This is a genomic window from Gemmatimonadaceae bacterium (genome assembly GCA_036496605.1).
Taxonomy (GTDB): Bacteria; Gemmatimonadota; Gemmatimonadetes; order Gemmatimonadales; family Gemmatimonadaceae; genus AG2.
Genome location: DASXKV010000025.1, coordinates 95,902 through 116,751, shown reverse-complemented (window position 1 = coordinate 116,751; position 20,850 = coordinate 95,902). Strand labels below are relative to the sequence as shown.

General features: G+C 64.4%; 18 protein-coding genes. 7 read left to right on the top strand and 11 right to left on the bottom strand.

All coding sequences use genetic code 11. The features are described from left to right. Window positions 1-69: 69 nt before the first annotated feature. The 3 genes from VGH98_08795 to VGH98_08785 are packed head-to-tail and all read right to left on the bottom strand — an operon-like array spanning window position 70 to window position 2,404. Window positions 70-999 (bottom strand): formylglycine-generating enzyme family protein, encoded by a 930-nt coding sequence (locus tag VGH98_08795; GenBank protein HEY2376057.1) that lies wholly within the window; start codon window positions 997-999, stop codon window positions 70-72. Window positions 1,000-1,019: 20 nt separating this feature from the next. Then, window positions 1,020-2,045: a hypothetical protein gene (locus VGH98_08790; GenBank protein ID HEY2376056.1), complete on the bottom strand. Its 1,026-nt coding sequence runs from the start codon at window positions 2,043-2,045 to the stop codon at window positions 1,020-1,022. Further along, entirely contained in the window at window positions 2,042-2,404 is a 363-nt protein-coding gene (locus VGH98_08785; GenBank protein HEY2376055.1) for a PadR family transcriptional regulator, read from the bottom strand. The genes VGH98_08790 and VGH98_08785 overlap by 4 nt, the downstream gene beginning before the upstream one ends. Before the next feature lie 218 nt (window positions 2,405-2,622). On the opposite strand from VGH98_08785, the gene VGH98_08780 reads away from it, so the two are divergent. Then, complete coding sequence (locus tag VGH98_08780) at window positions 2,623-5,115, top strand: ADOP family duplicated permease (protein ID HEY2376054.1); 2,493 nt, start codon at window positions 2,623-2,625, stop codon at window positions 5,113-5,115. A 17-nt stretch (window positions 5,116-5,132) separates the two neighbouring features. Here VGH98_08780 and VGH98_08775 read toward each other — a convergent pair whose 3' ends face one another. Further along, a complete protein-coding gene (locus VGH98_08775) occupies window positions 5,133-7,628 on the bottom strand; it encodes an ABC transporter permease (protein HEY2376053.1) in 2,496 nt (831 codons plus the stop codon). 189 nt (window positions 7,629-7,817) lie between these two features. Beyond that, the gene (locus tag VGH98_08770; protein HEY2376052.1) at window positions 7,818-10,247 is read right to left on the bottom strand and encodes an ABC transporter permease; all 2,430 of its coding nucleotides are present in this window, start codon (window positions 10,245-10,247) and stop codon (window positions 7,818-7,820) included. A gap of 413 nt (window positions 10,248-10,660) precedes the next feature. On the opposite strand from VGH98_08770, the gene VGH98_08765 reads away from it, so the two are divergent. After that, a complete protein-coding gene (locus tag VGH98_08765; GenBank protein ID HEY2376051.1) occupies window positions 10,661-11,128 on the top strand; it encodes a hypothetical protein in 468 nt (155 codons plus the stop codon). Window positions 11,129-11,459: 331 nt separating this feature from the next. Further along, the gene (locus VGH98_08760; protein ID HEY2376050.1) at window positions 11,460-11,582 is read left to right on the top strand and encodes a hypothetical protein; all 123 of its coding nucleotides are present in this window, start codon (window positions 11,460-11,462) and stop codon (window positions 11,580-11,582) included. A gap of 62 nt (window positions 11,583-11,644) precedes the next feature. On the opposite strand, the gene VGH98_08755 is transcribed toward VGH98_08760, so the two are convergent. Beyond that, entirely contained in the window at window positions 11,645-12,073 is a 429-nt protein-coding gene (locus tag VGH98_08755) for a DoxX family protein (GenBank protein HEY2376049.1), read from the bottom strand. A 220-nt stretch (window positions 12,074-12,293) separates the two neighbouring features. On the opposite strand from VGH98_08755, the gene VGH98_08750 reads away from it, so the two are divergent. Further along, window positions 12,294-13,640: a hypothetical protein gene (locus tag VGH98_08750; protein ID HEY2376048.1), complete on the top strand. Its 1,347-nt coding sequence runs from the start codon at window positions 12,294-12,296 to the stop codon at window positions 13,638-13,640. A gap of 68 nt (window positions 13,641-13,708) precedes the next feature. On the opposite strand, the gene VGH98_08745 is transcribed toward VGH98_08750, so the two are convergent. The 5 genes from VGH98_08745 to VGH98_08725 all read right to left on the bottom strand — a co-directional run bounded on the left by VGH98_08745 (window position 13,709) and on the right by VGH98_08725 (window position 17,105). Then, window positions 13,709-14,464, bottom strand: a complete 756-nt coding sequence (locus VGH98_08745; GenBank protein ID HEY2376047.1) for an aquaporin — start codon at window positions 14,462-14,464, stop codon at window positions 13,709-13,711. Beyond that, the gene (locus VGH98_08740) at window positions 14,457-15,224 is read right to left on the bottom strand and encodes a metallophosphoesterase family protein (protein HEY2376046.1); all 768 of its coding nucleotides are present in this window, start codon (window positions 15,222-15,224) and stop codon (window positions 14,457-14,459) included. Before VGH98_08740 ends, VGH98_08745 begins: the two co-directional genes overlap by 8 nt. Before the next feature lie 54 nt (window positions 15,225-15,278). Further along, complete coding sequence (gene arsN2, locus VGH98_08735; protein HEY2376045.1) at window positions 15,279-15,743, bottom strand: arsenic resistance N-acetyltransferase ArsN2; 465 nt, start codon at window positions 15,741-15,743, stop codon at window positions 15,279-15,281. Between the two features lie 41 nt (window positions 15,744-15,784). Then, window positions 15,785-16,702 (bottom strand): arsenite methyltransferase, encoded by a 918-nt coding sequence (locus VGH98_08730; protein ID HEY2376044.1) that lies wholly within the window; start codon window positions 16,700-16,702, stop codon window positions 15,785-15,787. A gap of 70 nt (window positions 16,703-16,772) precedes the next feature. Continuing rightward, on the bottom strand, window positions 16,773-17,105 hold the full coding sequence (locus VGH98_08725) for a metalloregulator ArsR/SmtB family transcription factor (protein ID HEY2376043.1): 333 nt from the start codon (window positions 17,103-17,105) through the stop codon (window positions 16,773-16,775). Window positions 17,106-17,249: 144 nt separating this feature from the next. Between VGH98_08725 and VGH98_08720 the strand changes: the two genes are divergently transcribed. The 3 genes from VGH98_08720 to VGH98_08710 all read left to right on the top strand — a co-directional run bounded on the left by VGH98_08720 (window position 17,250) and on the right by VGH98_08710 (window position 20,819). After that, window positions 17,250-19,721 (top strand): ABC transporter permease, encoded by a 2,472-nt coding sequence (locus VGH98_08720; protein ID HEY2376042.1) that lies wholly within the window; start codon window positions 17,250-17,252, stop codon window positions 19,719-19,721. Between the two features lie 72 nt (window positions 19,722-19,793). After that, window positions 19,794-20,162: a DUF5367 family protein gene (locus tag VGH98_08715; protein HEY2376041.1), complete on the top strand. Its 369-nt coding sequence runs from the start codon at window positions 19,794-19,796 to the stop codon at window positions 20,160-20,162. 84 nt (window positions 20,163-20,246) lie between these two features. Next, window positions 20,247-20,819 (top strand): helix-turn-helix domain-containing protein, encoded by a 573-nt coding sequence (locus tag VGH98_08710; GenBank protein HEY2376040.1) that lies wholly within the window; start codon window positions 20,247-20,249, stop codon window positions 20,817-20,819. Window positions 20,820-20,850: the final 31 nt, after the last annotated feature.

Here is a 20,850-nt window from a genome sequence, read left to right as displayed (position 1 = left end):
CTGATGGATCCGTGAGCGGGGTCATCGAGTACAAGCGCTCTAGGGGAGCGCAAGCGTGACAAAGTCCCGTCATCGTTCTGAACGCGCCACGCGGAATCCGAGCATGGCGTAACGATAATCTTCCGGATTTCGCTCGCGCGCGGCCGGCCGAAGCAGCCACGCGGGCTGGTGCCACGAGCCGCCGCGGTCCACGCGCAGGCACGGCGCCGGCCGCTCCACCGATGCGCCATCGCTCGGGGCACCAGCGTAGCTGTCTTCGTAGCAGTCCTGCGTCCACTGCCAAACGTTGCCGCTCATGTCGAAGAGGCCGAAGGGATTCGCCGTCCGCGTCCCGACAGCGTGCGTCGCGCCTCCGGCGTTTGAAGCGTACCACGCATAGTTCGCCGCTTCCTCGGCGTCGCCCCACCAGAATCGCGTCGTCGTTCCTGCGCGCGCGGCATACTCCCATTCGGCTTCCGTCGGCAGCCGATAAGGGCCCGAGCCGTCGTTCACGGATTCGCGACGGAACTTGGTGTTGAGCCAGTCGACGTACGCGCGCGCATCATTCCAGCTCACGCAGACTACCGGATCGCGATCCGTCTGCGCATAGCCAGGCGACTCCCATGTCGCGGTCGGACGCTTATCCCACTTCGCGCCATCGTAACCGCAGCCATCGGCGTACGCGTGGCCGGTCGCACGGGCGAAGAGCGCATACTCGCCGCGCGTGACTGGGAACTTGCCAATGGCAAATGATTTGATCCGAACGTCGTGCTGCGGAGCCTCGTCCGCGACGGACGCCAGGTTACCGCCGTGCGATGCCGCCCACGTCTTTTCCTCGCTCGACGAACCCATCACGAAATGACCGGCGCCGACGACGACCATCTCAGGACAGTCATCGCAGTCGCGAAAGGTGGCGCCTGGTGCCCGGCCCGATGCTGCTCGCGCCTGCTGCGCGTCACCGCGCGAAGCCAACGCGCCGTATGCGACGACAGCGACGGCGACGAAAAGCGAGATCCGCATGGATGCTCCGGTCAGTTGTCCTACGCGGCCTTTGGCTCAAATGCGAGAACGCGCCGCGGGTTCTCGACGAGAATCGTATGCAGCGTGTTGTCGGGAACTCCGGCTCGCCGGAGCTTGGGCACGATCGTGGTCATGATCATGTCGATGCCCGGTCCGCCATTCCTTCGCAAATATTTCGCATTGCCAAAGTCCGACGATAGGCAAATGCGATCGGTGAAACCGGCATCGATGATTGCACGAAGCGTTCGAACGTATTCGTCGAGACGGGGATCGTCTGGTCTGCCGGAATGATCGAAGCCGAGGTAGGCGCCGCGCTTAGCAATCGCGATGGGGACGACCGTCGGTTGATCTTTGATGTCGTTCAAATGGCCAATCACGACATGATGGAGATCCGCGCCGGCCGCCTCGAAGATGTCGACCTGATCGAGCGCGCACTGCGCGCAGCCGTTATCCACGTGCGTGATGATCGGCAGCCCGGTCCGCGCATGCGCCTTCGCCACGGCTTGTAGCACTTTGCGCTCGACGGGATCCGTGGGAACATCCACGCTCGTCCCGATTTCGCCGAGCGCCCCCCAGCGTTCCAAATTTGCTTGCTCGACGAGGTCGTCGGCGATCTGATCGGCCGTCTTCTGGAACACATCTGGTGGATAGCGCACTTTCCGATATCGGCCGCCCGATGCCACGATGTGCATGCCGGATCGAGTCGCGATGGTTCGAAGCGAATCGATCTTGCGACCGAGGTCGGCGTTGCCCGTGTCAACGATGCAGCTGACCCCGTCATTCGCGCACGCCTTCACTTCGTCGGCAATCAGCCCGACGTCGTCGTAAAACATCGGGGACCCGTCGCGGCTCGATAGCGACAGGTGCTCGTGAACGAGCGTTATGCCGGTGAGACGATCGGGCGGGATGTCTTCGTGGATTGTGCGGATGATTGTTCGATTTTGGGTCGCGGCGTATAAGTCACGATAGGTCGCGCCAACCGCGGCCATGCCGGCGCCGGCACCAAGGATGCGAATCGCATCGCGACGCGTGAGGGGAGTGCTCATCGTTCTTCCTTAGCCGGCGGGAGCATCATGCCCGCAATCGCCTGACTCAGTTGTTCCCACCGCGATCGCTCGGCGGCCAGTCGCTTCCGTCCTTTTGCCGTGAGCTTGTACATGCGAACTCGCCGATCCTTGTCCGATACACCCCATTCAGGGGTGATCGCGCCCTGACGCATCAGGCGCTGGAGAGCGGGATAGAGGGAGCCCGTCTCGACCTGGAGCACATTCTGCGACTGCGAGCGAATGAGATGGAGGAGGCCGTAGCCGTGGCATGGTCCCCAGCGCAGCGCCTGGAGCACGATGAAGTCGAGCGTGCCCTGAAGCACCTCGAGGCGTGAGGTCGCGGGATCTTTACTTGGCATGCGTGTATGTAGACGGCCTACATTACGTTAAGTAGAGTGTCTACAACTTGGTCCCGGAAGTCAATGGGCATTGGAAGTTGAAGCGCTCCCTTGACCGCCCCCATCGGGTGGCGGTGAAGCCCATGTCAACGGGGCCGTTGGACCGTTGAAACCTGCCGCCGCGGACGACCGTTGGTAGAGCGTCTACCGTCAGTGGTAGAGCCTCTACTATCGCGCCCATGCCGCCACGCGTTTTCGGCAAACGGAGATTCGGCAACATGACCAACGTGAGCGAGACAGTGCGCGACGTGTGGCAATGGACATGGCTCGAGCAGCTCGAGCAGGACGTCCGCCACGGACTGCGCGCGATTACGCGTAGTCCGCTCTACGCGGCGGCCGTGGTGAGCACGCTGGCAATGGGCATCGGCGCGGCGTCGGCGGTCTACAGTTTCTCCCTCGCCATCCACAACCCGTTCCCCCGTCTGCCATCGGACCGCCTGCTCTGGATCACGCAAGCCAACGCGTCGTGCGGTGTCGACTGCACGCAGACATCGCCCGCGGCGCTCGCAGCGCTCGAGACTCGCGCGCCGTCGATCATCGCGATCGGCGTGTCCAATTCGAGCGTTGCGCTGCGCTCGTCGAACGGAAGCGAGGCACTCAAGGGATTCGAAGTCTCCCCGAACGCTTTCGAGACGATCGAAGCCCCGTTCGCCATGGGACGCGGATTCCCCAGAGAGGCGGGTCACGTTGGCGCGCCGGACTTTGTAATACTCTCATATGACCTCTGGCAGCGACGGTTCGGTGGCAGCCGTGGAGTAGTCGATTCCACGATCACGCTCGGCGAGCGACCGTTCACCGTGACCGGCGTACTTGGCAAGGACGTGATCTTTCCGACTGCAGCAGACGTATATATGCCGCATGCCCTCCGGGCCGAGGACGCCTCGAATTACGCGTCGCGGTATTACGACGTCTTCGCGCGGATTGCGCCGGGGACGTCGTTTGCCAAGGCAGCGGCCGAAGTGAACACCATCGGCGCGCAGTTGGTGCGCGAATCGCCGAAGACCGACAGCGGTTGGGTGCTGCGCGCGCGTCCAATCGCCGCCTATCATACCGATGACGTCTCGATTCTCGTGCAGATTTCTGCGATCGCCGCGTTTCTCGTGTTTCTCGCGGCCTGCATGAGCGCCGCGAACCTCGCGCTGTCGCGTCTCGCAGCGCGCCGCCACGAATTGGCACTGCGCACCGCACTCGGCGTGCGCCGCTGGCGTCTCGCGCGCCATCTGCTCGCCGAATCACTGCTGTTGTCGCTCGTCGCCGGTGCGGCCGGCGCGGCGCTCGCATGGTGGGGCGTGCACGCGATGCGCGATGCAATCCCCGCGAATTTCTCCGCGTTCATCCCGGGATGGGCGCGGCTCGGACTCGACGGACGCACATTGGCGTTCGCGTTCGCGGCCGCGGTCCTGGCGACGATGGCGTTCGCCGCACTGCCGGTACTGCGCGCGACACGCGTCAATCTCGCCGGTTTGCTATCGGAGGGAGGACGCGCGAGCACGGGTGGCGTGCGGAGCACGCGCGTTCGAGCAACGCTCATCGTGCTCGAGGTGAGCATCGCGCTCGTATTGCTCACCGGCGCAACGTTACTCACGCGCAGTGTGCGCAACATGATTCGCGGTGATGCGGGAGTACGGCTCGACCACGCGCTGGTGATGCACCTGACACTGCCGCTACAGATGAACGATTCGGCGCAGGTCGATTTCTATCGACGGCTCAACGCGAATCTCCACGGAGAGCCCGGTATTCGCGCAGGGGGCGTCACGTCGACGACGCCGTTGAGCAACAACTACTCGGGGGTGTTGTTCCGGATTCCAAGCCGACCGCCTGAACCGAACGGACATGGGTTGAGCGCGAACGATCAGCATGTCACACCTGGCTACGCGGAAGCCGCCGGCATGCACATCGAGGAAGGGCGAATGATCGGCGCGCAGGACGAAGCGTCGCCGACGGCGCAGCGCGCGATCGTCGTCAACCGCTACATGGCGAACGCGATATGGCCGCACGAGAGCGCCATCGGCCGAGTGGTGGTGATCGGCGACGCACAGTGGACGGTCGTGGGCGTCGCGTCGAACGTGTATCACGGTGGGCTCGACGAGCCACTGCGAAATACCGTGTACCGGTCGATCTATCAGTCGCCGAGCTCATACGCGTCGGTCGCGGTGTGGACGGATGGCGACCCGGCAGCGATGCGCGACGCGGTTCGGAGCGTCGTCGCGCGCACCGAACCGAGCGTCGCCGTCGGTGACATGATGACGATGATCGAGATGCAGGCGCGACACGTCTCGGCGTTCACGATGATGGCGGGCGTGCTCGCCGTCCTGGCGATCGTGACGATGACGATCGCGGCGGTCGGTTTGTACGGCCTGATCGCCTACGGCGTGGCGCAGCGGAGGCGGGAGATCGGCGTGCGCATCGCACTGGGCGCTCGTCGGGCCGACATCCTCATGCAGATCGCCGCCGGCGCCGTGAAGCTGACGATGGTGGGCATCGTGTTCGGGGTGGTGGGCGGATCGCTGTTCGCACGATTGCTGACGGCGATGCTGTATCGCGTGACCGCGGGCGATCCGGCGACGTTCGTCGGTGTATCACTCGCATTGCTTGCCATCGCGTTGACGGCGGCGCTGATTCCATCCTGGCGCGCGGCGCGTGTGGATCCCACAATAGCGCTGCGCGGCTAGGGAGCCGCATTGATTCGTTACTCGTATCGCAACGCTTGCATCGGATCGACATGCGAGGCGCGAAGCGCAGGGACCAGCGCCGCGCCGAGGGCGACCAGCGTCAGCAGGATAGCGGAGAGCGCGATCACCATCGGATCCCAGCCCTTGAGCTCATAGAGCAGCGACTGCGCCCCTCTGCCCAACACGATCGCGCCCGCGATGCCGACCACGCCGCCGATCAGCGTCATGATTCCCACCTGCCGCAGCACCATGCGGCTGACGGCACCCGCGGTCGCGCCTAACGCCATCCGCACCCCGATCTCGCGCGTACGCTGCGCGACGGAATAGGCGAGCACGCCGTAGAGTCCGACCGCGGCGAGGAGCGTTGCCAGCACCGCGAACGCTGCGGAGAGGGTGCTGATCATCCGATCCAGGAACACGTTGTTCCGCACCTGCTGCGGTAGGGTCGTCAACGACTCGACCGGGAGATTCGCATCGAGCTTCTTGATGACTCTCGGAATCGCCTGAAGAAGCTGCTCGGTTGGCAGCGTACTCCGGACATAGAAATACATCTGGCCCATGCTTCCCATCTGACGGTAAGGCTGCACAAACACCGGAGGGATCTTGTCCTTCACCTGCGAGTACTTGGCGTCCTTCGCCAGGCCGACAATTGTTACGTTGAGCGAATCATTACCAACGGAGAGACGTTTGCCGACGGCGTTTACGCCTAGATTGAATTTCTTGGCGAATGCCTCGTTCACGATCGCCACGCGAAGGCCGTTCGCGTTGTCAGCAGCGGTGAAATCACGGCCGGCGACGAGCGGCACGCCGATGACGTGAAAGTAGTCGGGGCCGACGACGTTGAAGCGCGACCCGGCATCGGTGTCGAGATCCTTGTGAAAGCCTTCGACCGACACGCTCGTTCCCCAATTGCTGCCGGCGAGCAACGGCACGGTTGCGGACGTGACCCCAGAGACGCCGGGCAGTGCTGCCAGCTCCTCCCCAACACGCGCGTACAGTGTGGCGGTACGCACCGAGTCGTACGCATTCTTGCCGGGCGAGATCGCGAACGACACCACGTTGTCGATCCTGATCCCGAGGTCCACGCGGCTGATGTTGCGCAGACTCTCGATGAACAGCCCCGCCGCGATGAGGAGCGCCATCGAGAGCGCGATCTGCGCGGTCACGAGGCTGCTGCGGAATCGCGCGGCGCCGCGACCTCCGGTGAGCTTCCCGGAATTGTTGCGCAGCTCCGTCACAAGGTCGGGACGCGTGCTTTGCAGCGCCGGTACGATGCCGAAGGCGAGTCCCGTTGCGAGCGACACCAACGCCGTGAAGACCAGCACGGGCACGCTCAACTGAAGCTGCATGTTGACGCCTTCCTGCGGTGGCAGCATCGCCGTAATCCCCACGAGCGTCCAGTGCGCCACGAGCACGCTCGCCAGGCCGCCGAGGATCGCTAGCAGCACGGACTCGGTGAGCACCTGCACGATGAGCTGCCGGCGCGTCGCACCTAACGAGAGCCGCACCGCCATCTCCATCGTGCGGTTCGCCGCGCGCGCCAACAACAGGTTCGCGATGTTCGCGCACGCGATCAACAGGACGATCGCGGTGATCGAGAAGAGGAGTGTGAGCGGCGTCCGCGACGTCCGTATCATCGAGCTCTGCCCCTTCCGGCCATCGTTGAGAACGAGCTTCTTCGCCTTGAACTGTGCGAGCGTCTTCGCGCTCATCCCTTTCTGCAACGGCACCTCGATATCGTTGATGAGGTGCGAGTAGACGGTGTTGATCGACGCCGAGCCCTGCGCGATGGTGGCACCGGGCTTGAGCCGCCCGAAGAGATAGATCCAATAGCTTGTCCGATCCTCGAAGCCGGTGAAGCCGGTGTTCATCACCGCCCGCATCGTGATCGGCACGAAGACGTACGGCCGCTCGCCTTTCGTCGTACCGAAGAACCCTTCGGGCGCCACGCCGAGAATCGTCATCGGGTGGCCGTTCACCTGGAGCTGCCGCCCAGCGACGCTGGGGTCGGCGCCGAGCTGGTTCGCCCAGTAGTCGTAGCTCAGCACGACGACATAGTGGGCCCCGACAGTCTGGTCGTCGTTAGGCGTCAGCAGCCGGCCGACCGCGGGGCGGATGCCGAGCAACGGGAAATACGATCCGGAGACGAACACGCCACGCCCGTTGATCGCCGTCTTCCCCGCCATCGCGACGTTGGCGCCGAACAGGAAGTGTCCCGCGATGCCGCTGAAGGCGGTCTTCGCTCGCTCGAGATCGCGGAACATCGGATACGAGAACACTTCGTCGCAGTCGCCGGCCGAATTGCAGGAGTTCGAGCCATACTGGGGACCGGGGCCGACGAAATTGACGAGTCGATCGGGCTGCGCTACGGGAAGCGGCTGGAGCAGGATTTGGTCGAAGAGGGAGTAGATGGCCGCGTTCGCCCCGATGCCCAGGGCGAGTGACAGGATCGCGACAATGGTGACGAACGGGGCTCGGAACAGGGTCCGCAGCGCCAGCTTCACGTTCCGCATCGATTATCTCAACGTCTGGTGTCGTCCAACGATTGGTCGTTGGACACTCGGCCCGCGCTCGGGGTTGGGCCGAGGGCGTCACCAGGGTAGATCGATTCCGCAAAGCAGGAAGTTTCAGAATCGGGGCGGCTGGGACAAATTCCGCTGCCCCTGGGTGCCGGATGAGCGTCTACTAACGACTGGGCAAACCTACTCGGAGCGGAGCGCAATCTGCGGGTCGACCTGTGCGGCGCGTCGTGCGGGCAACCAGCTCGCGAGCGCGGCGACGCCCAGCATCGTCAACGGAACGGCAGCAAACACGGCCGGGTCATGCGCGGTGATACCGTACAGCTGGCTCGCGATCCAGCGGGTGAGAAGCAACGACGCGACTACGCCGGCCATGACGCCGATGAGGACAAGTCGCAATCCCTGGCTCACGATGACACGCGAGACCCGTTGGTTCGTCGCGCCTAGCGCCATCCGAATGCCGATCTCACGCCGACGAAGCGCGACGGTGAAGGCGAGAACCCCATACAGACCGATCCCCGTGAGGAGCAGCGCCGCGATGCCGAAGACGCCGAGCACCGTGGACGCGAAGCGACCCGATGCCGTCTGACGAGTGAGCAGCGACTCGAGCGTCTGAATGCCGAAGAGCGAGATCGTTGGATCGAGCCTCGCCAGTTCGTGCCTGACGGGCGCAACGAGCGCTTCGGGAGCGCGATCGGCACGAATGGCGACATGGATGCTGGACGACGCACGCTGAGCGAGCGGCAGATAGACGTCGGGCTCGCTCGTCGTGAGCGCGGTCGTGAGGTCGCGCTGCCGCACATCGCCGACCACGCCGACGATCGTGGCCGGTGGCGCGGAATCGCTGCCAAGACGAATGGTCTTGCCGACCGGCTGCTGGCCAGGCCAGAAACGGCGCGCCGTCGCTTCGTTGATCACGACAACGAGCGGCATCCCCGCACGATCGTTAGGCGTGAACGTTCGTCCGGCGACCAGTCGCACGTGAAGCGTCGAGAAGTAGTCGGGCGTCACCGCATGGCGATAGTACCGAACCGACTGATTGGCGTCGATGATGTAGATGAATGACGCATCCGTCGATCCGGCGAGCGGCATGTCGGACGCGAATGCAACAGCACGCACGGAGGGCAGCGCTGTGAGACGCGCCTGCAGGCGATCGAGGAACTGCAGCCGCGCTTCGGACGAATAGCTGCTCGGAAAGGAAAAGCGGGCGCGAAGAACGTTCTGCGGGTCGAAGCCCGGCGACACCGCTAACTGATTCGCTAGACTCCGAACGTACAATCCTGCTCCAACGAGGAGTAACAAAGAAATCGCCGTCTCGCCGACGACGAGGAACTGTTGCGCACCGAGACGACGGCCGCCTCCCGTGCTCGTCGCCGAGCCACGGGCCCCTTCTTTGAGGGACTCGGTAAGACTCACCCGCGCGCTCCGAATGGCTGGGACCAAACCGAAGACCACACCACATCCAACCGCGACCACGAACGCGAAGGCGAACGCGACGACGTCGATCGTCGGCGTCGCATAGTTAGGCAGCAGCCCCGGCGGCGAGAGGGCAATGAGTGCCTGCAGCGCGTACTGCGCGACGATCAATCCGACGATCGCCGACGCAAGCGCGATGACCAGGCCTTCCACCGTCAGCTGCTGAATGAGTCGGCCGCGGTCGGCGCCAATGGCAATGCGCAGCGCGAATTCGCGGCGGCGACCGGAGGCGCGGACGAGCTGAAGTCCAACGACGTTTGCACAGGCAATGAGAAGGAGCAGTGAAACAGCGGCGAAGACAGCGAGGAACACCGTCTCGGTCGAGCCCAGATACGACGTGCGGAGGGACGAGAGCTGCACGCCCCGATCATGGTTGCTGCGCGGGAATTCTGCCGCCAGCTCGCCTGCGACCCGGTCCATGTCCGCCTGCGCCGTCGTCATCGACACGCCGTCCTCGAGCCGCCCGACCGCGCCCAACCACCGCGTACCACGGTCGGTCAGATCGGTCGGTGCCCCGGCGACGTGGGCCATCATCGCCGGGAACCAGACGTCGGTATCGAATGAGAGACCTCTAAACCACGGCTGCATCACGCCGATGATGGTGAACGGCGTCTCGTTCAGAACCACATTACGGCCGACGATCTGCGGGTCGCGGGCGAAGCGCGTCGTCCACATCGCATCGCTGATGACCGCGACGGCATGGGCGTCTGGAACGCGATCCTGGTCCGGCGTGAAGACGCGACCGCGCTGCGCGCTCGCTCCGAGCATCGGGAAGAAGGACGCCGAAACCATTTCCGCCTGGACGCGATCCGCGCCTTCGGTCGTGCGCAGGTTGAGCGACGTCTCATCGTAGATCGCGATGTTCTGGAGGGTATGGGTGCGCCGCGCCCAATCCTGCACCTCGATCACGGAAGCCCCGCGCACGGCGCGCCCCGGCCCGGCCACGCCCCAGAGAAAGGCGAGTCGCTCAGGTGTCCGGAACGGCAGCGAGCGGAGCAGCGTGGCTTCGACAACGCTGAAGATTGCCGTACTCGCGCCGATCGCGAGCGCGAGCGTCGCGACGACGGCGGCGGTAAAGGCAGGCTGCTTGAGCAGCGTACGGAACGCGAACCGGACGTCGTTGAGGAGAGAATCCACGGCGAGAGAGGCTGGGGGGTTCGGACTGAGAACGACCCGACGGAGAGCAGCCCGTATGCCAACGGCGCCCCGGCCTCAAGCTGTTGTCTCAACGAGCGTTACCGAGCTCGCGATCTCGCCGGAACGCGACACGAGTGTTCAGCTCTGGGACTCGGCGTCCCATCACCGAAACACGCGCGCGTAGGAACAAGGGACGCAGCGGTTAAAGCTCACTCCTGCTGCCGAGTCTTAGTCACACGCGAACTCTCGGGCTCTACCGACTCGCCTGACGATGACTCGGACCACGATCCGCCCCGCGCAGCGTCTCGAGGACGGCTTCTTCCCGGTTTTTCATAACACGTCTCCTGTCTATATGGTAGTGGACGCAACGAGGAGAACCGCGCGGCCGCGTGCGTCCATCGCGGCGGCGAATCGTGAGGCATCTTCCGGTATCTTTTCGGTACAATGAAGTGGCCGGCCGGATCGCTCAGATGGCCGAGGCGCTTCGTCAAGTGGCGAGCTGGTTCACTCGAGTGGCGGCGTCGCCGCGTCGCCTGACCACGGCGCCTCGTCAGCTGGCGTGCCGGTACGATCAGGTGGCCGACTCGCTCGGTCGCCTAACCGCGCCGCCAGGTGAGCTGACCACTCCGTTCGGTGAGCTGGCCGTCACGTCTGGTCGAGTGGCGGCGCGGCACGATGAAGTGGCCGAGTTGCCCGATGAAGTGGCCGAGCTGCCCGATGCGCTGACCACGTCTCTCGCTCGCCTGGCCGCGCGGATCAGCGAGGTGGCGAGACCGACTCGTGAGGTGGCCGAGGCGCACGGTCAGCTGCACGCGCCGCTCGGCAAGGTGGCCGATGCGTCACATCGCCTGTCCAACCGACTCGGTCAAGTGGCCGACTGAATCAGTCAGGTGGCCGAGTCGTGATGTGTGCTGACCACCGCGCTCAGTCAGCTGACCACGTTATCGAGTCACTGACCACGTTTATCGAGTCAGCTGACCACGTTATCGAGTGAGCTGACTCGCATCGCACTCAGGAGCCCTCGAGTCGCTGAGCACTGCCGTTCGCGAACGGCTCGGTGTTCGACTTTCACATCGAACCCCTACTCTCCTAGAGCAAAAATCGACCCCTCCGCGCAAGAGTCAATTTTTGGGACACCCTAACGCCGACCAAAGAAATCTTTTGATCCGACTATATATAGAACGCTCACCTCTTGCCTGGAGGTCGCACCGCATGCTGCCCCTCAAGCCGGAACCCATTGTCGCGACGGCCATTGCGCTCGCGTCATGGCAGTATCAGCGGAGCACACGGGACGTCGGGCACGACCGCGGCTTCAGGCGGCGCGAAGCACCGTGACGCCAGTCTCCGCGACGCGCGTGGATCCCTCGATCGCGCTGCGGTCGGAATAGAATCGACGCCTAGCGCGCCGCCCCGACCTCGCTCGGCCGCGCGGCGCCGTCGAGAGGCGCGAGCCGCCAGCGCCCATAGGCGACGTATGCCGTGAGCAGCCCAACAACGATTGGCATCGGCAGCGCTACCGGCAGTAGGATCGCCGTGCTCACCGTTGCACCGATCATGATGATTAGTAAGCATGCGGCAGCGAGGGGCGTCAATCCGGGCCGCACGTGGAGCAGTCCCGGGAGAATAAGACCGAAGGCGCCAAGAATCTCGCACACGCCGATGAACTTCATGAACATCCCGGGCAGATGTGATTGCGCGGCGAGGACGTCGGCGGGCATCGCCATCTTCGATCCGCCGGTGAAGAGAAACACCAGAGCGAGCACTCCCTGGGCGATCCAGAGCCACAGGTTCGTTCGGGAGCTTCGAGGCAATGTCGCGGTAGACATGAGAGAAGTGGTTAGGGTCGGGCCGGGCTTGGGGAGACTCGCACACGGCGGCGAGGCTGAGGGAATCTGTGGAGGGGTAGAGGGCGGAGGGTAGGGGTCGCGACCCTCTACCCGGCCACCGACGCGGTGGTGCATAATCGAGCCGAGATGCCGGCGAATAGCGCACTCGGCTCGTCGTCGGCAGTCGTCGAAGTCTCGCGCAGCCACTGCATCTGCATCCATGTCCGTAACGATCGATACGCGTCAAGCCGCGACGCTAACGGAGCTGAAGACACCCACTGGTGATTCCCGGCCGAGTGGTGACCCCGTCGCACCAGCGAACAGCGACGGCATTCTGCGTCGGCTGGTCGAGCGCTTCGCGTTCATCGCATTCGCCCTCTACCACCTGCCGCTCCTCCTCAACAACTATCCCTCGCTAGGCGGCGGCGGCTCGAGTGAGAAAGGGCTCGCGATCTCATGGGGCCACGTCTTCACGCCGCCGGGCGTCTGGGTGGCGCGGCATCTCTTCCACATGACGGGGCCGATGCCGTACGCCTATCAAGGCGACAACGGCGACGTCGGCGAGGAGTTCGGCCGGCTCCTGCTCTCCATCCTGATCGCCGCGTTAGGCGCTGCGGCGTGGACCTTCGCCGATCGCCGGCGCGCGCGCGGGAGGTGGCTCGGCGAGGCGCTGAAAGTGCTGCTTCGGTATTCGATCGCGCTCGGCATAGCGAGCTACGCCGTCTCCAAGCTCTGGCGAGAGCAATTTCCACCGCTCTTCCCGACTACGCTCGACCAGCGCGTCGGCGACCTGACGCCAATGAGCTTGTTGTGGAGCTTCATGCAGTACTCCTATCCCTACAGCTTCTTCGCTGGAGTGATGGAGCTGGCGGTTGTGCTCCTCCTCTGCTTCCGCCGCACCGCGACGCTCGGCGCCTTGCTCTGTCTCGCGGTGATGGGCAACGTGGCGATGCTCAACATCGCATATGGCGTCCAGGTCAAGCTGTACGCGACGATGATCGTGCTCTCCGCCGCGGTGCTCGTAGTCTATGAGCTTCCGCGGCTGTATGCGGTCTTCATCCTTAACCGTGTCGCGGTGCCCGCGCTGCCGTCGCCGCTGCACGAGCGGATCGCCACGCCGGTTCGCTGGACGGTGAAATTCCTGGTCGTCGGCAGCGTGATGCTTTCGTCGATCGTCGTGGCGCGCAAGTTCGCGTCTGGATACTCGCTCCCATCGACGGCGCTCGACGGAGGCTGGGTCGTCACGCGGCAAGGCGCGAACGCGACATCCAACTCCGCGAGCGCACCGCGATGGCGCCGCATCTTCATGGAGCCCTTCGGCATCAGCATTCGCTTGGAGAGCGATTCGCTCATCTACTGTCAGCGAGCAGCGTCGGCCGGGTCGAGTACGATTTCTCTCGACTGCGGCGCCGACCGGAAGGGTACACTCCGTTGGACGCGCACCGGCAACGTGGTGCAGCTGGAGGGTACATTCGCGGGCGACCCACTCTCCGTTACCGCGCGACATCTCGAGCCCTCCGACTATCGTCTGCTGCGAACGAAGTCGCGGTTGATCTTCGATCGCTAATCGCGGAGCGAGACGGACACTACGGAGCGGCGTGTGAGGACGCCCTTGCGCCAACTGAGATTTTTTTGTCATAGCTGGTCGGCGGCAGCGCGTTGACTCGCGGGAACAGCGTCTAGCGGCCCTTCAACGCCCAACGGGGATTCAGACGACCCTAACGGCACACTCGCGCCGCGGAGCACTTCATAACACCGCATTGCGAGGATCATCCCGAGAATCGGCGCCGCCCAGTAGAGCCAATGGGCGGTCCAAATCCCACCGACAATGGCCGGTCCCAGCGAGCGCGCTGGATTGAAGCTCCCCCCAGTGAGTGGCCCGGTCACCAGCGCACCAGCGAAGACCGTGGCACCGATTGCAAAGGGCGCAACGGAGGCCGGCGTGCGCGCATCCGTCGCCACGCCCATGATGACGAATCCAAGCAAGGCGGAATACCCTGCCTCCACCGCGAAGGAGCGGCCGAGTGTTAGCGCCGGAATCGTTGCGCCGAGATTTCCAACCGGACCGAGGATCCATGACAGGACGGCCGACGCGGCGATTGCGCCGGCGCACTGCGCTACGACATAGGGCACGACGTCGTGTCCAGGAAACCGCCGCACTGACCAGAATCCGATCGTGACTGCCGGGTTGATGTGTGCTCCGCCGAGGTGCCCCGTCGCAGCAACCGCGACGGTGATCACCAGCCCGAACGCGAGCGCGACGCCTTCAACTCCGAACGCGCCGGTTTTCGCGGCGACCATAACCGCACCTGGTCCAACCGCAACGAGCGCGAACGTTCCCAGCGCCTCGGCGGCGTATCGGCGCCAGTCGTACCGCGCGCGATCAGCCATTCACAGCTGCCGTGATCTTCCCGCCCGTTCGGAGATAGTCGGCGAAGTCGTTAGGGAGGTCGCTCTCGAGGATCGCTCGCGCCGCTCGCTCGACATCGTACACGACACGCACGAACTCCGCGCGCGGCTCACCAATCCCAACGTCGAACAACACATACCCGGCTCGCCAGTCGGCGTCCTTCGGCCGGCCGACGCTCCCGGTATTCACGAAGCGGACGCCGCTCACGACGCGTCGCCACGGCTTGTGCGTGTGCCCGAAGCAGATGATGTCCCCTGCCCGCGCGCCAACCGCGCCGCATATCTTCTCGAGAAAGGAGTCCGGCCGCTCTTCGTAGACATACACCGTGTTGAGCACCGAATTGCCGTGCAGCAGCGTCACCGTTGGCCCAGCGATATGTCCACCAAGCGGCCGGAGGTCGATGCGAAAGGGGAGCCCACCAAGGAATTCCTTCGTCTCGGCCGAGACGTGCTTGCGAGTCCATTCGTAGGAGAGGTGCGACAGCTCCTCTTGCCGTGCATCCTCGTACCTGCAACCGCAGTGCTTGTAGTCCGTGGCAACGGTAGAATCGTAGTTCCCCGCCACACCCGGGATCTTTCTCTCGCGTAGCAGCTCCACTGTCTCGTTAGGCCACGGCGCGTATCCGACGAGGTCACCGAGGTGATACGTCGCTGCGATATCGGATCGTGCGTCGATGTCCGCCAGCACCGCCTCGAGCGCCGGCAGGTTGGCGTGAATGTCGGAGATCAGCGCGTATCGCATCGATGCAGCTCCCGATCGCGGGGCGCGAACAGTGAGTGGTACTCAGTGCTGAAGTCAGGACCTCGCAGCGCAGTCGCGACACATCGCGACGGCCGAAGCAGGACAGGCACCGTGGAATTCTTCGGTGGCCTGGATATCAGCCGGCACCTCATCCCGCCTGATTTGCCGGAATCCAAAGCTCGGGAAGTAGTGCTCGGCGGTCGTCGTGAGGAGATAGAGTGCACGAAGCCCACGCGCTTCGGCATCGGCGATCACGCGAGTGACGAGGGCGCGGCCAAGACCGCGAGAGCGCCACTCGGGCGCGACAGCGACTGAGCGGAGGAGCGCATCGTCGGAGCACACGTCGAGGGCGGCGGTGCCCACGATCGCGCCGTGGAACTCGGCGACGACAAACCCGGGAAGCGTTTCGGCCACGCCCGCAAGCGGAAGATGTGATGCCGTGAGCAGTTGCTCAATTCCCGGGAGATCGCTGGGCTGCGCGGAGCGCAGCTTCGCCCCGGCGGTGAGAGTATCAGTCATGATCACAGCGGAGTTCCTCCGCGATAAGGAGTGTATCGCCGTTAGGTGCAACAGTCATCGGCGCAGCCGCAGGTACGACTCGACTTCGGCTTCACTGGTGCGACCGCAGATTTCGTTGCACGGATGAAGGCCGCCCCAATGCGACCGGCGACGTCACGCGCAATGCGATCGGCGTCGACGCCGGTGTTCACGAGGAAGGCTCTTGCGTCCTCGACCTCATATGTCCGCGTGACCTCGACGCTCGCGTTCTCGAATCCGGCATCGCTCAGGAGCTTCACAAATTCCGCATCGGAGAGCGCACCAGCAACGCAGCCGACCCAGAGCTCCATGCTGCGCTTCACATCCGGCGGCAGCTCGCCTTGAACGACCACGTCAGAGACGGCGAATCGGCCGCCCGGCTTGAGCACGCGGAAGGCTTCCGCGATGACCCGCTGCTTGTCGCCGGAAAGGTTCACGACGCAATTCGAGATGATCACGTCGACGGAGTTCGAGGGTAACGGAATCTCTTCGATTCGGCCGCGAAGGAACTCGACATTCGTCACGCCCGCATCAGCGGCGTTCTTCCGTGCGAGCGCGAGCATGTCATCGGTCATGTCCAGACCGTACGCCTTTCCGGTCGGACCCACACGCCGTGCCGAGAGGAGCACGTCGATCCCGCCGCCCGAGCCCAGATCGAGCGCAACCTCGCCCTCGCGAAGCTCCGCGAGTGCCGTCGGGTTCCCGCAGCCTAACGAGGCAAGGACCGCCGCCTCGGGCAGGGCGTCGGTCTCGCCAGAGACATAGAGGTTCGATGAGATCGGATCGCAGGATGCGGTGGCGGCGCCGCCACAACACCCGCTCGAGCCGCAGCACTCGGCAGGAACTCCTTCGCCCGAGAGGACGCGTCGTGCCGCGGCGCCGTATTTCTCCTTCACCGCGGCCGTCAGGTCGTCGCTTTGCTGCGTTGACAGTGGTGTCATGGGCTCATCCTCGATAATCAAGAAACGTTGATCTGTGGAGTACAAGCTGGATTCGTTAGACGATGGGGACTCAGCCGCAGCAGCGCCCGTTTGCGCGCGCGAGCACTCTCAACTTCGACGGCTGCATGGCGACGGCGAGGTCGTGCACTTCGGTGAGGGCTTCGGGCAAGATGCTGTAGTATGACCAGCGACCTTCCTTTCGATCGGCCACGAGACCCGCTTCCTTCAGCACGCGAAGGTGGAACGAGAGGCGCGACTGCGCTGCGTCCAGATCATCCTGCAAGTCGCAAACGCAGTGTTCACCGTTCCGCAGCTTCTCGAGTATACCGAGCCGAGTCTCATCGGACAGCGCGTGAAACAGCTGCGCCGAGCGGGAGACGTCGGCAATGCTGTTGATGCCCATGATCCATTATATCAACGTTTGTTGTTATGTCAAGCCTCACCGAGCTCACAGTTCGACAAGGCGCCAGTTCGCGTGCTCGTTTTGTAAACGCTCGACCAGGTCTATCTTCAACTCCATACGACCGCCAATCGACGGGAGCGCCGCATGCGACTCAACGAATTCATCGAGAGCGTGATGCAGGACATTCGCTACGCGGCCCGCGGACTCGCGCGGCGTCCGGCGTTCACGGCCGTCTCTATCCTCACGCTCGCCATCGGCGTCGGCGCGACGACGGCGATCTTCAGCGCTGTGAACGTGCTGCTGCTCCGCCCTCTCCCGTACGCGCGGCCAAACGAGTTGATGAAAGTCTCATTGATACTTCCCGCGGAAGACGGTCGGCCGAGCCAGACCATCGGCTTCGCGTACCCGATGTTCACGACGCTCCGCGAGGCCCAGCGGAGCTTCAGCGAGCTCGCCGTCTATACCAGCTCACAGCTCACGCTCACCAGCGGCGACGTCGAGCGCATCAACGGCGAATACGTCGGCGCCACTTATCTGCGCACGCTGGGGCTCTCGCCTAACCGCGGACGCGACTTCGACCGGCGAATCGACGCCCACGTCGGCGCGCCGCACGAGGCGATCGTTTCGTATGCGCTCTGGCAGAGTCGATACAACGCCGATCCGTCGATCGTGGGCCGCACCATCGACATCGATCGCGAGCCGTGGACGATCATCGCCGTCGGGCCGCACGATTTTCGCGGACTGACCGGTCAGGCGGACGTCTTTCTTCCGGTGATGGCCGAGCCAACCGCGACTCTTGGACCGCAGTGGTACCCCTTCTCCCTCGTCGCTCGCCGCGCGCCCGGCGTCTCCGAGTCGCAGGCAACTGATGAAATGGCCACGCTCGGCGCTCGCGCCGCGAACGCATTCCCGAACCCGATGGGCAAGCTCGCGTGGCAGGTCGCCGCGTCTTCGCTCGACAACGCACGACTAGACCCCTCGGTCAAGCGATCGCTGCTCATCCTCTTCGGTGCGGCCTGGCTCGTACTCGGCATCGCCTGCGTCAACGTCGCGAATCTTCTGCTCGGACGCGCGAGTGCCCGGCGACGCGAGATTGCCGTGCGAATGGCGATCGGCGCCGGCCGCGGCCGGCTCGTTCGACTGTTCCTCGTTGAGAGTTTGCTGCTCGCGTTGCTTGGTGCGCTCGCGAGCATCGCCGTCGCGTGGGTCGGGGTGCACGCACTCGGCACGATCGACCCATCCGCTGTCCTCCGCGGTTCGAGCCGCCTGACGGAGACGATCGGCGCGATTGCATTTTCGTCGATCGCACTCGACGGGCGCGCGCTCGCCTTCACTCTGGCCACGTCGCTCGTGGTGGGCGTTCTCTTCGGCCTGGCCCCGGCGCTCGGAGCCGTGCGCGCGTCGCTCACGGACGACCTCAAGAATGTTCGAAGCTCGGCGGGTGCAGGCATCGGCCGACGCACACTCGTCGTCGCCGAGGTCGCGTTGACGCTCGTGCTCCTCGCGGGATCGGGGCTCATGGTTCGCAGCTTGGCGAACCTTCTGTCCGTGAGTCTTGGCTTTGACGCGAGGAACGTGCTCACGTTCCGCGTCACGTTGCCACCCGGCTCGGTCGCTCTCGAATCCATGCCGGGTTTTTACTCGCAGATCCTGGATCGCGTCCGCGCCGTTCCCGGGGTCACCGACGCCGCGCTCGACAGTTGCGCGCCGATGACTAGAGTATGCGTAATGACAACACTGCTTCGGCCCGACGTTCCGCAGTTAGGCAACGTTTACGCGCAGCTGACCGGCGTCGACTGGGTCACGCCGAATTGGTTCTCGCTGATGCGTGTTCGCCTGCTGCGTGGGCGGCCGTTCACCGCCGAGGATCGCGCCAGCACTCCGAAGGTCGTTTTGCTCAACGAGAGCGCGGCAAAGATGTTCTTCGGCACCCAGGACCCGATCGGCAAGCGCGTTTCGGTCGGCATGGGTGGCGTGAGAGATGCCGAGGTGATCGGCATCGTCGCCCGCGTGCGGCAGTTGCCCGACTCGACGCCGGGCCCTACCACCTACGTGCTCGAGTCGCAGTCGCCGCAGCCCCGCGTGATCGTCTTCGTCCGAACGTCGCGAGACGCCGCATCGATCGGTAACGAAGTTCGCCGTGCCGTCCACGACGTAGCGCCACAACTTCCCCTGTACGACATGCAGACGATGACGCAGCGCGCTGCCGCGGCGACCGCCGAGGAGCGCTTCCGGGCCGCGTTGCTCACGGCGTTCGCAATCGCGGCGCTCTCGCTCGCCGCCATCGGGATCTACGGCGTGCTCTCGTTCGTGGTGACTGCGCGCACTCGCGAGATGGGCATTCGCATCGCGCTCGGCGCCGAGCGCGCGAAAGTCCAGCGCCTCGTGATCGGCGAGGGGGTTGCGCTAGTCGGCGTCGGAATCGCGCTCGGCCTGGCCGGTGCGTTCGCCGCGACTCGAGTGTTGCGGACGTTCCTGTTCGATCTCACGCCGAGCGACCCGATAACGTATGTCGGAATCGTGATCGTGCTCGTCATAACAGCCGTGTTGGCAAGCTGGATTCCCGGGCGACGAGCGGCACGCGTCGATCCGGTGATTGCGTTGCGCGCGGAGTAGGCACGACCCGTCACTGCAAGGGGCTCGCGCGCGTCTCTTGTCGAAACATGAATCTTTATTCATATTCTCGGCATGTTCAGCAGAGCGCTACTGGCCGGTGTTGCCCTCTGGGTGCTCGGAACCATCGTGTTCCGGTTCGCCGGGCCAGCCACGATTCACCCGCCGTCGGTCGGCCGGACCATCCCTGCTTACGCGCTGAATTTTCTGTTGGCGGGACTCGTCGTCCGTCTCGCCTTTCCATTGCTCCGCGTGCCACGCGAGAGCTGGCCGAGCGCCGTAACGCTCTTTATCCTGCCGACGCTGGTGCTCGACGCGTTCGCTACTGCATTCTTTCCTGCAGTCTTCCCGAATCTCGCGCCAGCCGCGGCGCCGACATTCGGTGGGCTCATGCTCATCTCCGCTGCCGGCGCGGTCGTGAGCGCGTGGGTGTTCAACCGCTGAGTGAAACGCTCGGCAGCGATCCCTGAGCAGCCGGAGCTGCTCGCGTCGGAGGACCTGCCAGGGCCACCGAAGCAGGCGAGGAGCATGAAACGCCGCCAACGTCTCGAGGCGGCAGCACTGCGCCTCTTCGGCAAAGTCGGCTACACGGCGGCTTCGATGGAAGCCATTGCACAAGAAGCGGACATGCCGGTCGGCGCCGTGTATCAGCACTATCGGTCGAAGCGTCAACTGCTCTTGTCATTGATGAGTGACTTATTAACCGGCCTGAGCACCCTGCGTCTCGAGCCGGAGCCCGGACAGGACGCTCGTGGGCTTCTGCACCAGCTCCTGCAGCGCGCCTTCGAGCGCGATCTTCACTACCTGGGCGCGTACCGCGCCTGGCGCGAAGCCGTGTTGACCGACGAAGACTTGGCCGCGAAGCAGGCACGGATTCACGCGTGGACGAGTGCGCGCGTCGCCGCGGTCTTCCGCCGGCTGCAGCAGCTTCCGGGCGCGCGCGAGGACGTCGACGTCGATGCGTTGGCGCGTGTACTGGATTCGACGTTCTGGGATCTTCTGGCGCAAGCATCGCGGCGTCGCGACAGAAATCTCCAACGTGCCGTCGCGGCTAGCGTGCACCTCATCTATCACGCGCTCTTCATGGACCGCCCTTCGTGATCGGTCTGGACGGCGCGTTCGGGGGTAACAC